At 36.8% G+C, this 12,763-nt stretch carries 11 protein-coding genes; 3 read left to right on the top strand and 8 right to left on the bottom strand.

Going from position 1 to position 12,763, the window contains the following annotated elements; all coding sequences use genetic code 11:
• Nucleotides 1-163: 163 nt before the first annotated feature.
• Nucleotides 164-1,255, top strand: a complete 1,092-nt coding sequence (ompA, locus tag LW139_RS06700) for a porin OmpA (RefSeq protein ID WP_227336667.1) — start codon at nucleotides 164-166, stop codon at nucleotides 1,253-1,255.
• A 182-nt stretch (nucleotides 1,256-1,437) separates the two neighbouring features.
• Here the strand turns inward: ompA and matP are convergent, their stop codons facing one another.
• Nucleotides 1,438-1,899 (bottom strand): macrodomain Ter protein MatP, encoded by a 462-nt coding sequence (matP, locus tag LW139_RS06695; protein ID WP_072069645.1) that lies wholly within the window; start codon nucleotides 1,897-1,899, stop codon nucleotides 1,438-1,440.
• A gap of 364 nt (nucleotides 1,900-2,263) precedes the next feature.
• Here matP and LW139_RS06690 point away from each other — a divergent pair, with 364 nt between their 5' ends.
• Nucleotides 2,264-4,006 (top strand): AAA family ATPase, encoded by a 1,743-nt coding sequence (locus tag LW139_RS06690; protein WP_227336666.1) that lies wholly within the window; start codon nucleotides 2,264-2,266, stop codon nucleotides 4,004-4,006.
• Nucleotides 4,007-4,089: 83 nt separating this feature from the next.
• Nucleotides 4,090-4,608, top strand: coding sequence for a bifunctional 3-hydroxydecanoyl-ACP dehydratase/trans-2-decenoyl-ACP isomerase (fabA, locus tag LW139_RS06685; RefSeq protein ID WP_023581351.1), 519 nt, complete (start codon nucleotides 4,090-4,092; stop codon nucleotides 4,606-4,608).
• Nucleotides 4,609-4,725: 117 nt separating this feature from the next.
• Here the strand turns inward: fabA and LW139_RS06680 are convergent, their stop codons facing one another.
• The 7 genes from LW139_RS06680 to LW139_RS06650 form a co-directional block, all read right to left on the bottom strand.
• Nucleotides 4,726-5,217: a hypothetical protein gene (locus LW139_RS06680; protein WP_166539565.1), complete on the bottom strand. Its 492-nt coding sequence runs from the start codon at nucleotides 5,215-5,217 to the stop codon at nucleotides 4,726-4,728.
• 860 nt (nucleotides 5,218-6,077) lie between these two features.
• Nucleotides 6,078-6,248, bottom strand: coding sequence for a ribosome modulation factor (gene rmf, locus LW139_RS06675; RefSeq protein WP_023581348.1), 171 nt, complete (start codon nucleotides 6,246-6,248; stop codon nucleotides 6,078-6,080).
• Nucleotides 6,249-6,722: 474 nt separating this feature from the next.
• Nucleotides 6,723-7,136 carry an ASCH domain-containing protein gene (locus tag LW139_RS06670; RefSeq protein ID WP_247850813.1) on the bottom strand — a complete coding sequence of 138 codons (414 nt, stop codon included), beginning with the start codon at nucleotides 7,134-7,136 and terminating at the stop codon, nucleotides 6,723-6,725.
• Between the two features lie 99 nt (nucleotides 7,137-7,235).
• On the bottom strand, nucleotides 7,236-7,808 hold the full coding sequence (gene pqiC / locus LW139_RS06665) for a membrane integrity-associated transporter subunit PqiC (protein WP_247850811.1): 573 nt from the start codon (nucleotides 7,806-7,808) through the stop codon (nucleotides 7,236-7,238).
• Entirely contained in the window at nucleotides 7,808-9,460 is a 1,653-nt protein-coding gene (pqiB, locus tag LW139_RS06660; protein ID WP_247850809.1) for an intermembrane transport protein PqiB, read from the bottom strand. The genes pqiC and pqiB overlap by 1 nt, the downstream gene beginning before the upstream one ends.
• Entirely contained in the window at nucleotides 9,453-10,742 is a 1,290-nt protein-coding gene (gene pqiA, locus LW139_RS06655; protein WP_227336662.1) for a membrane integrity-associated transporter subunit PqiA, read from the bottom strand. Before pqiA ends, pqiB begins: the two co-directional genes overlap by 8 nt.
• Before the next feature lie 89 nt (nucleotides 10,743-10,831).
• The gene (locus LW139_RS06650) at nucleotides 10,832-12,763 is read right to left on the bottom strand and encodes an ABC transporter ATP-binding protein (protein ID WP_166539561.1); all 1,932 of its coding nucleotides are present in this window, start codon (nucleotides 12,761-12,763) and stop codon (nucleotides 10,832-10,834) included.

Raw genomic sequence — 12,763 nt, 5'->3', positions numbered from 1 at the left:
TTAAGTTCATTGTAGACTTTATGTCGTTAAGGTTATGCTTTAAATCCCATTTTTTGGGATCATCATTTGATGAAAGCATTGGATTCCTAACAATAATTTAACCAAGGGCAAATAATAAGGCTTAAAGCCAAATGCCTAACTTGGATGATAACGAGGCGTAAAAATGAAAAAGACAGCTATCGCATTAGCAGTGGCAGTGGCAGCTTTCGCAACTGCAGCGCAAGCAGCTCCAAAAGACAATACCTGGTATACTGGTGGTAAATTAGGTTGGTCTCAATACCAAGGTACTAGCAACCATTTTGAAGGTACTTCTATCGGTAATGGTAACACTCACCGTGACCAATTAGGTGCAGGTGCATTTGCTGGTTATCAGTACAACCAATACTTAGGTTTTGAACTGGGTTATGATTGGTTAGGTCGTATGACTTATAAAGGTTCATATGACAATGGTGCGTTCCGTGCTCAAGGTGTCCAATTAACCACTAAATTAAGTTATCCAGTAATGGAAGACTTAGACGTTTATACCCGTTTAGGTGGTATGGTATGGCGTGCAGATTCTTCTGCAACTAAAAACGCTACTTCTTTATCTCCAAAACAAGATCGTTTCTCTAATAACGATACTGGCGTTTCTCCAGTATTCGCATTAGGTACTGAATACGCGATCACTCCAAACATCGCTACTCGTGTTGAATATCAGTGGATCAACAACATTGGTGATAAAGGTACTCTGAATGCGCGTCCAGACAACGGCATGCTGAGTGTTGGTGTTGCTTACCGTTTCAACCAAGAAACTCCAGCTCCAGTTGTAGCTCCAGCTCCAGTTGTAGCTCCAGCTCCAGTTGTTGAGAACAAAACCTTTACTCTGCGTTCAGACGTTCTGTTCAACTTCAACAAATCTACTCTGAAAGCTGAAGGTCAAGAAGCTCTGAATGGTCTGTACAATGAACTGGCTAACATCGACCCAACTCAAGGTCGTGTAGTCGTTATTGGTTACACTGACCGTATCGGTTCTCAAAACTACAACCTGCCTCTGTCAGAAAAACGTGCTCAATCTGTAGTTGATTACCTGGTATCTAAAGGTATCCCTGCAAACAGCATCTCTGCAGAAGGTCGTGGTAAAGAAAATCCAGTTACTGGCAACACATGTGACAACGTTAAAGCTCGTTCAGCTCTGATCGATTGCTTAGCGCCAGACCGTCGTGTTGAAATCGAAATCCAAGGTACAACTGAAGTTGTTGTTCAACCTGGTAAATAATTCAGATAGTAGAATAATCTACTGTTAATGAATTCAAAACCCTGCCACTGGCAGGGTTTTCTTTATGGGAAGAAAAAATATACAAATTAAGAATATAGAGGCAAAGATTGAATAAATAAAAAGGGGTATGAAGTGTCACAATAAAAAAGGGTATTGTTAATACAGATAAAAAATAATATCGATTACTTTTCTTTATCTCGTTCTAATAACTCAATTAATCCATCTTTTAAACTATGTACTTTTAAAGCGTATTGCTCTTTTCGTTCAGCATCTTCAATTAATTGTACTATTGTTTCTGATAATGTTATTCCTCGGCGTTGTGATAAAGCCGATAAGCGCTGCCAAACTTTAAATGTTAAATCTATCGATTTTTTTCGTGTATGTTGATGCTCTGCATTAAAATACCGCTTTCTACGAGCACGAATAGTTTGTTTCATTTTATTGGATAGATCAGGATTCATATGCAAATCTATCCACTCTAAAACTTTTAATGGCTGTGATTCTATCAGTAATAATTGCTCGACAACCTCATCAGCCGCACTTTTTTCAATATAACGGGTAATTAACTCACCTTCACGATGTTTTTTGACGAGATATGCCCACTTCCAGCCACATTCTAGATTCTCTAATTGTTGATATTTCATACAAATCCCCGTGACAACGTAACTATATACTAGCATATCAACAATTTTACAAAAATACTGCCACTGAACCGAAATTTTTTGCCTATTTTATAAGCAAGGATGTTTTGGATAATCTTTTTTTATCAATTAATAACAAGCCTTGATAAGGGATAGTTTTCTGAGCACGTTATGATAGAATCGAGCGTCGCTATAATAAAACCTAATGGCTGATTTGTTAGCTCATTATTATAAGGTCGTAGCGATACATATTCCCTGCCTATGCAGTTGATGACAGTTAAAGAACCGTCTTATTGCAGGATAGATACCCACTTATAGTGGTATCTAATAAATCTCTTTTCACTAACCAATAATAAAAACGGTAACCTTGAAAAACAACGAATTAGAATGGCAGGCGTTACGTCCTGATTACGCCTCCTACCAGACTTTCTTTCAAACAGCATCTCAATTACCTGCATCTCTACTTCGTGAGGTTCAGCCTCGCCTGTACGAAAGCCTACAATGGCTAAATAATGCAGATTCAGGCCAATTTATGCTGTTAAAAGCCGATGATTCTACCGCTTACTTTGATATGTTGACAGACACATTAACGCAATCAGAGATCAAAACCTATCCGGTTATTGGTGCCTATCAAGCAGAATCAAATAAAATCTATTGGCAAGAAAATGTACAAGGTGCATTTTCATCATCAGAATCCATTACTTGTTGCCAGTGGATAGAACCCGAACAACTCTTTGGCTCTTTCTATTGTCATAAAGATAATGTCACTGTCAGCCCAGGTTTATTACATAAAGTTAATGGTGGAATTCTCGTTCTCTCCATTAAATCTTTATTAGCTCAACCATTAATGTGGTTTCGTCTGAAAAAAATGGTTGAAGAGCAACGCTTTGAATGGCTTGTTTGGAATGATAATCAATCATTGCCTTTGCCCATTGAAAGTATGCCTCTCAATCTGCGAGTGATTTTAGTTGGCGATAGACTAAGTCTTGAAGAGCTAGAATTTATGGAGCCAGAATTAAGTAACGTAGCTTTATATGGCGAATATGAATACGATATGTATTTAGAAGACGAAACAACACTTTCGCAATGGTGTGGTTTTGTAAATGCATTGTGCCAAAAATACCGTCTCCCTTCTTTATCAGCAGATGCTTGGGAAGTGTTATTAACACAAGCAGCAAGGCAACATGAAGATCAGTTGATCTTGAGCTTAGATTTAGAATGGATCTTACGTCAACTCCGTTACGCAATGCGCTTTAATCATGATGCTTATCTAAATGCAGACGCACTAAAAAAAGCAGAAGAAAATCGCTTATGGCGACATAGTTATCTATTAGAGCGTAGTCGTGATGAAATTTTGCAAGATCAGGTAATGATACAAACAGAAGGTGAAGCCGTTGGCCAAATCAATGGGCTTTCTGTCTTAGATTATCCTGGTTATCCTGATTTAATTGGTGAACCTACTCGTATAACTTGTGTTGCCCATATTGGTGATGGTGAGTTTACTGATGTTGAACGTAAAGCTGAGCTTGGCGGTAATCTTCATGCTAAAGGAATGATGATCATGCAAGCTTACTTAAACTCAGAATTACGTTTAGACCAACCACAACCATTTAGTACCTCTATTGTTTTTGAGCAGTCTTATGGTGAGGTGGATGGTGATAGCGCTTCTCTGGCTGAACTGTGTGCATTAATTAGTACACTTGCACTGCAACCAATAGATCAACAAATTGCGGTAACGGGCGCAGTTGATCAATTTGGTCAGGTTCAGCCTATTGGTGGCGTAAACCAAAAAATCGAAGGTTTCTTTGATATTTGCCAGCAAAGAGGATTAACAGGATCACAAGGTGTAATTATTCCTCTCGCGAATATTCGTCATCTAGTACTAAATGAAAATGTTCAACAAGCCGTCAAAGAAGAGAAATTTCATATTTGGCCTGTAACACATATCGCTGAAGCCATAACATTACTGACTCGTCAGCCATATTATGAAGAGCAATGCGAGCCAGAACAATCTGATGCACACTTGTTAGCTGTGATTCATGACCGTATAACACTTGCAAATAATCAAGATAGACCTAAGTTACCTTGGTTCTTACGCCTATTCAGATAATTCTATTTCAAGTGATCGGAGTTGTTCAGCGTACAAGTGTAAGCTATTCTGTTATCTTACATTTGATAAAGGCTATATAGACAATGGTTGATAAACGCGAATCTTATTCTAAAGAAGACCTCATTGCTTCAGGCCGTGGTGAATTATTTGGCCAAGATGGCCCACCACTGCCGTCTGGTAATATGCTAATGATGGATCGCATCATTAAAATGACTGAAGATGGCGGCACCCATAATAAAGGCTTTATCGAAGCAGAATTCGATATCAAGCCCGACTTATGGTTCTTTGATTGCCATTTCGTCAATGATCCTGTGATGCCGGGTTGCTTAGGCCTTGATGCCATGTGGCAACTTGTTGGCTTTTATCTTGGCTGGCTTGGCGGCGAAGGAAAAGGCCGTGCTCTTGGTGTAGGTGAAGTTAAATTCACTGGACAAATATTACCAACTGCAAAAAAAGTTACCTATAAAATTGATTTCAAACGTGTTATCAATCGTAAACTGATTATGGGTATTGCCGACGGTGAAGTGTATGTTGATGGTAAGCTGATTTATGAAGCAAAAGATTTAAAAGTTGGCTTATTTAAAGATACAACTGCATTCTAAGATCGATAATTCCAAAAGTTTATTATAAAAATACCGTGTAATATACAATACACGGTATTTTTTTATCTGTACTAATAATGTATTTATTCTATTTATAAAAAACAGATCATATTCAATTTAATTTTTATCAATACATTGCGTCGATTGCTTATTTTGTAAATACTGAAAATAGTCTTTAATTCTAGAAGAGAAAAATAGGCTATATGTAAGATAAACAAGCAATCCTGCTAAAAATAAGCTCCCTAATATTTCACCTGAACTTTCTGCTTGATGACTACCATTTGTATTATCAAATGCGTTTTGGATACCTATTGCTATTACAATAGTCATAGGAAGCATTGATATACACCAGAATATTTTCAGCATTATTGGTGCTATTTCTTTCTTCATAAAAATAACAAAAAGAGTAATAACATATAAACTAACGAGAGAAGAAGTTTGTATCATACTCCACACGATAGAAAGAGAAGCTACAAAATCAAAATCAACACTACTTCTTATAAATGCACCTATTAAAATGGAAATATTAGGTAATGAAGATATTAATTGCTGTAGTGTGAAGAAAATAAAAGCAATTAATATTATCCATAATGATATTGGTTTTTTCATTAAAACCTTCCTTGTAATTAAAAGTCGCTATAATAAATTAATCAATGTATAGTGTCACCAAATTAGTAAATAATTCTTATATGTGAAGATAAATTTAAGTTAAGTGATAGTCCCTATCCCAAATAAATATCACACTTAAAAATTATATCGACTTAGAATAAATAACATTAAGGAATAATCGTATGGAGATGATTATAAGCGCACTCGCAGAGCTTTTTAGTTTTCTTGTTGAGCTTACCTTTTTTCTTTGCAAAGTAATTGGCTATCGACTCACGATTTTATTGATTATATTTATTTGTATGTATGCAAATCAATTTGATATAAAATGGCTTTTAGGTTTTATTACAACCTCATTGTGTTTATATAGCCCCAATATATATAAGTTATTTAAAAAATCAAAAAACAAATTAAATTAATCTTTATAAAAAATTATTTTAAGGAAAATAAGTGATTACTAAAGGAAAAGTATCTAAAAAACACGCTGACTTTATGTTTTATTGTGGCATATTTTTGATATTAACATCTCTTATAACTTGGTTTACTTCGGAAAGAATTGATTGGCTATATAATTCTGTCAATTCAATACTTGCTATTTTTTTTACTATTTATGGGTTTCGTTTACGTAAGAAAATATGTACAACCGAATAAAAAAATAATGCCAGTATGATGTAAAAAGGCTCGCAGAATATGCAAGCCTTTTTGTATTCAATTTATAACTACTGTTTGTTATTTATACTCAAATTGTCCTGTATTCAATGTGAGCACAGAAATATATATAAATAACCCTTAATTTTTTTCGTCGGCAAAATTTAGTGATTATATTTAATATCACCATTGTTTATTTTACTACGACGGGTTATTTATTTTACCAGACTTGGGCGATCTTCCATGGCTTGTCGCCAACCTCCCAGCCAATGTGAACGCGCATCAATCGCGAAATAAGGACAAAGCTCTTTTGAACGGCCTTGCATACCAGCTTGATAACCTTTCGATAATGCTCTTGCTAAACGATCTCGTTTCTGTCTTTTCATGTCTAGACAACCCTCACGTTCTAAGTTTAAGCGGAAAGATAATGATTGTTTTTTCAACAACCACTATAAATTGATACGCTTTATTGAGCATTTAAGCAAGTAAAGAAGTTAATACAAATGTCATATTTGTGAAGCCGAGCTAAATTTAACTTTAGTAACACTTGTTATCATTAACTTTATTTAATTAATATTTGTAGGGTTATTTTAGGATTTAAAATAGTCAGAATAAGTATTTAGTTAAAATATTGATTTAATGTAACTTTTAATTATGTGAGATAATAATATTATTTTTTGTCTTAGATAATCAACAAATTAAATAAACAAAAATAATCTTTATTTTTAAAGTAATGTCAATATAAGCCATTATTAACCAATATAATTTTTTGCTCTTTTTTTACTTATTTGTAGAAAAGCTTATTAAAATTACCTTATTGTTATTAAGGAATTAGCCATTTTGGAAGGTAAAATAAGCTATTAATACCTCTTACATACTTCTATTAATTCAAACTCTTCAAATACCAACTCCATATCTTCTGAAAAACGACCTTCACGAGTAAAGAAGGTTTTATGCCCATCTTGCCAATATGCCAAACTTAAATCCCCTTCCCCCTCTTTTTTGGCCTGTTCTTCTGTGACTTCATTAAAACGGATTAACTGCAAAGAACGCGTGCGAATAACACAAACAGGCTCATTTTGACTATTTAAAATAATGCTATATCCACCAATAGCAGGAATAGCACTGTCACTAAAAAAACCGCTTAATGAGCTACACGTTGCCGTTTTTTTTCCTTCTACCACCAGCACTACAAGTTCATCAGCTAACTGAGCATTATCAGCAAATGACCAGCTGATTGCAGAGGGATATTTCTTTTTAAGCATTTCTAACATATAGCTTCCTTTTTTATTTTTTTGATAAACAAAACCCAATATTCAACTTAAATAGGATTTAAGAGAATATTGGGTTTGAATAGATGTAGGCTAAGTCAGTTAGTATTGAGCTTGAATTGTTGTCGCAATATCAGAAACAATTTGCTCCCAGCCTTGTCCTAATGTACGGACTAAAGCAGGATAACCATCTTCGGTTTGTGTTAACACAAGAGAGAATGGCTGACTAATCACTTTGCTATTTTCAGTATAAATCCAATCACCAGAAATGATCACTTGCCCATCATAACGACCTTGAAAGTAATTAACTGTAACTGTTAATTTTGCTAAGTTATCTTCAATCGGTTGGTTAGCAACAACGGTTCCTGTCAATGCTTTTGTTAAACCTGAAATTAGGTTCTGTTGTAATTGCTGATCAAGCGGATTTATCCATAAATGCTGATTTGCTACGGTATAGTTAATATCTGTTGTTTGATAAACAATACCAGCATTAACCAGCATATTGGACAAACGGATCGGCTGAACCCAGATTTGAGGCTTTTTCGCTGACTGTGTTGTCGTGACTTGTGCTGATACCCCTGTTTGGTAAATATCAGGTAACTGATAATAGGTTTTCTCAGGTTGGCTTGAACATGCCGTTAGCATCAAAACAAATATCCCAATGATGTATCTCATTATTTTTCAGCCCTCTTTGGTTCTGGATCTTTACCATCCTTCGCCTCAAAAATTAATGCATTACTTTTATTGTTCAATGTTTTCAATAAAGGCTGCATTTCTCTTAATACCTGATCAAGCTGCTGCATATTATCGATCATTTTTCCGTATGCCGGAGAGCCCGGTTGGAATCCTTGCATACTACGATTGATCTCTTTCAATGACTGCTGAATATCATTAGGAAGATTTCTAAATTCATCACTGCCAATCATGGCATTTAATGCTTTCAGTGTTTCTTTTGCCTCAGTTACTGCTTTTTGGCTTTCAGATAAAGTCGCTGTCATCTCTTTAAGCATCGGTTCAACAGGAAGATTGTTGATCTTATCAAGTGATGTCATCACTTTTTGCTGAATTTGCGCTAAGCCTGAGCTAACAGTAGGTATTTGTTGGAAGCCAGCAACCTCTTGAGGTCCTTCCCATTTTGTTTCGTCTGAATAGAAATCAAGATCAATATACAGAGCGCCCGTTAAAAGATTTCCTGATTTTAATGAAGCTCTTAGGCCATTATTAGAAGCTGAAGAGATCTCTTTAACGAAATCAAAACTTTCACCAACATCATTGGCAAAACGTTCTGGTTCAACATGGATAAGCACTGGAATACGAAAATCTTTATCAAGCGATTGTTGCATTCCTTTTGTGTAATAAGGTACTTGCACAACAGTCCCCATTCGAATTCCTCGGAATTCAACCGGTGCTCCAGCTTGTAACCCTCTTACTGAATCAGAGAAAAACATGATGTAACTGCGATAATCGGTATATAACGAGTTTTGAATACTCTTTTCATTATCGTAGAGTTTAAATTCTGTTTTAGGTACAATTTGTTCACCAGGCAACCAACCTGCTGGTACATCAAAACTCACGCCACCACTAAAGAGTGTAGAAAGTGACGCCATTTCAACACGCACGCCAGATGAAGACATATCAAAAGCAATTCCTGAATCTTTCCAGAAACGAACATTGGATGTCACCATTTTGTCGTAAGGCGCTTTAATGAAAAGCTGATAATGCATATCTCGGCTATCAATGTTAAATTCGCTGGTTTCTACAGAGCCAACTTGATAGCCTCTGAATAAAACAGGATCTCCCGCATTTAACTGCCCTGCTCTTTCGCTCACCAAGTTGATGCGAATACCTTTTGCATCAGGTGAAGCAAGAGGAGGTGCATCAAGAAGATTAAACTCACTTTTCTCTTTACCAGTTAAACCTGGTTGTAATTCAATATAGGCACCTGAAAGCAAGGTACCTAAACCTGTCACCCCTTCTTTACCTATTTGTGGCCTTACAACCCAAAAAGCTGTATCTGACCGTAATAGCTCATTCATACCTGTATCTAGGCGCGCATTAATAATAACGCGACTAAAATTGCTATCGAGAGTGACACTTTCAACTAAGCCAATATCAACACTACGACTTTTGATTTTTGTTTTACCCGCTTCAATGCCCTCAGCATTATAAGTAATTAAGGTAACTTCTGGACCTTGATGGCTGAAATGATAATAAAGTATCCATGCACCAATCAATAAGGTGACAAGCGGTATGATCCAAACTGGAGACCAGCTTTTTAGTTTGTTAATTTTTGCTTCTGTTAAAGCAGTTTCATTCTTTTCAGTCACCCTTAGGCTCCTTAATCATCGGTTTATCATCATCAGCTGTACATTTATCCCACGTCAACCGAGGATCAAACATCATTGCAGAGAACATCGTTAATACAACAACCACTGCAAATAGCACTACACCAAAATCTGGGTAGATGCTCATCAGACGTCCCATTCTGACTAATGAAGCTAAAACAGCGATAACAAAGACGTCAATCATTGACCAACGCCCCACATATTCAACAACTTCATAGAGAAAATGCATTCTAGCAGGATCTCTTTTACCTTTGGATTTGTGTGCATCCCAACAAAGCCAAGCTATTGCTATCATTTTCAAACTTGGCACCATAATACTGGCAATAAATATCACCATCGCAACAGGATAAGAGCCATCTTCCCATAACAAAATCACCCCAGCCATAATAGTAGAGTAAATATTATTACCTAGCGATTCAGTCACCATAATGGGCAATAAATTTGCAGGAATATAAAGAATAAGTGATGTAATCAACAGTGAGACTGTCCATTGCAAGCTTTTCGGTCTTCTTGCATGTCCTTTAACTTCACAACGACTACATTCATATTGCGTTGCGGGTAAAATCGCGGTGCATGAACGACATAATCTTACCCCTTGTTTTAATCCTGATTTACCTGATTCAATACTAGGATAATCAGGGCGTGGCTCTAACTTTTCCCATAGTGTATGTCTATCAAGGCACTGAAAAGCGCGGATTTGAAATAAACAATACAAAACATAAGGTAAAAAACTTAACCCTAAACCAATATCACCATAAGCCATTAATTTTACAAAACTGACTAAAATTCCCGCGAGAAAAATCTCAGCCATACACCATGATTTGAGTTGAAATAAAATACGAGATAACCAGATTTGTAATTTTCTAGGTAGTTTAATTGGGGTACACAGTAATAGAATAGCCACCATACAAAAAGCAGGCACAATTTGAACAAAGAGTAAGAAAAAAGCCCCCAATTCAATGTAGTTTTCACTAAACATCACTCTTGGGATCTGCATCAATGTTACGTTATTAGCAATACCAGCAACTTCCATACTGACAAACGTAAACTGACTTGCCATCAGTAACATAAATAATGCACTGATTGCCAATGCGACAGGTTGATAAAAAGGCTGGCGCCAACGTGCCGTTAGCACTGTGTGACAACGAGGGCATGTTGCTTTGGTTCCTTGCATTAATTCAGGAACACTGACCACCAGATCGCACTGAGGACATAATATTTGCTCATGCTTATGTTCATGACGATGTTGTTGACCAGAACACACAGTGACACCTCTTATTTTTTAATAATCAATAAAAGAATATTTAATCCAGAAAGTGAAACGGGGCAAATGCCCCGTTTTCGGCTGGCGATTTATTCACCGCTTTGCATCAGTTCTAATTCTTGCCATCTATCAAAAGCGGTCTCAAGCTCTTGTTCTTTATCCGCAAGTGTTTTCAGAACTTTTTCAGTTTCCTCATGGGGACGAGTAAAAAAGTCTGGAGCACTCACTTCTTCTTGTAATGCGCTTAACTGTGTTTCTAAAGTTTCTAGCTTAGCGGGTAGTTGTTCAAGTTCACGCGCTAAATGATAACTTAACTTGTTGCCATTACGAGTGTTCTTTTTAGCGCTATCTTTAGTTTTAGCTTCTTTTTCAGCTTTTTCTGGCGCATTACGTGATTTATTTTGTTCACTTCTCAGTGAAACTGTTTGTGCTCTTTGTTGCTGAGCATCGTAATATCCGCCAACGTAGCTGTTAATAACACCATCGCCTTCAAAGATCCAACACTCAGTAACACTATTATCAACAAATTCACGGTCATGGCTAACTAGTAAAACAGTGCCTTGGTACGCATCAACTAGCTCTTCTAATAACTCCAATGTTTCAACATCGAGATCATTGGTTGGCTCATCGAGAATAAGCAAGTTACTTGGTTTTAAGAATAAACGTGCCAGCAATAGACGGTTTCTCTCACCGCCTGAAAGTGCGCGAACAGGTGTCATCGCACGTTTAGGTGGGAATAAAAAGTCTTGTAAATAACCAAGCACATGGCGAGGACGACCATTTACCATCACCTCTTGCTTACCTTCAGCAAGGTTATCCATCACAGTTTTATCAGGATCAAGTGCCGCACGGTGCTGATCAAAGTAAGCAACTTCAAGCTTAGTACCACAATGAACTCGCCCACTGTCCGCTTTTAAATCGCCTAGCATAAGTTTTAATAATGTGGTTTTACCGCAACCATTTGGCCCCACCAGCGCGATTTTATCGCCACGTTGTACTTTGGCAGAGAAATCACGAACTAACTTGCGAGTTCCAATGCTATAATTAACATCTTCTAACTCGAATACGATTTTACCAGAACGAGTTGCTTCTTCGACCTGCATACGTGCACTGCCTAACACCTCACGGCGTTCATTACGTTCAACACGTAATGCTTTTAAAGCACGTACACGGCCTTCATTACGAGTGCGTCGTGCTTTAATCCCTTGACGTATCCAAGTTTCTTCTTGTGCTAATTTGCGATCAAATTCTGCATTTTGTTGCTCTTCAACACGCAATGCTTCTTCTTTACTTTCAAGATATTTATCGTAATTTCCTGGCCATGAAGAAAGTTTTCCACGATCAAGATCGATAATACGGGTTGCCATATTACGGATAAATGAACGGTCATGGGAAATAAATACGATACTTCCTTGGAAATCTTTTAAGAACTTTTCAAGCCAAAGGATCGTTTCAATATCAAGGTGGTTTGTTGGTTCATCTAAAAATAACACTCTTGGTGCGCTAACTAATGCACGCCCTAATGCAGCTTTTCTTAACCACCCTCCCGATAAAGAAGAAAGTTCAGCCTCACCATCTAAACCCAGTTTCTCTAGCACTTCTGCAATTCGGCTATCAAGTAACCATAAGTTACGGCTATCAAGTACTTCTTGCAACTCTGCCATTTTATTGAGATTTTTATCAGAAGGATCTGTCTCAATCAATTTAGAAATATGATGATAATCTGTTAGATATTTAGCATCTTCTTCAACACCTTCAGCAACAAAATCAAAGATAGTGCCTTCAATATCTCTTGGGGGATCTTGCTGTAAGCGAGCGGTTACAAGATCTTGCTCATAAACAACTTGACCATCATCTAAAGGTTGTTCTTTAGATAACACTCTTAATAGAGTTGATTTTCCTGCACCATTGCGCCCGACTAAACAAACGCGTTCATTTTCTTCAATAAATAAATCGGTGCTATCTAATAGAGGAGCATCACTGAAAGATAAATAAGCCCCTGTCAAACTAATTAACGGCAT

This window comes from Proteus vulgaris, assembly GCF_023100685.1.
In the GTDB taxonomy this organism is placed as follows: Bacteria; Pseudomonadota; Gammaproteobacteria; order Enterobacterales; family Enterobacteriaceae; genus Proteus.
Note: the sequence above shows the minus strand (reverse complement) of the source record. Positions and strands in the feature narration are given on the sequence as shown.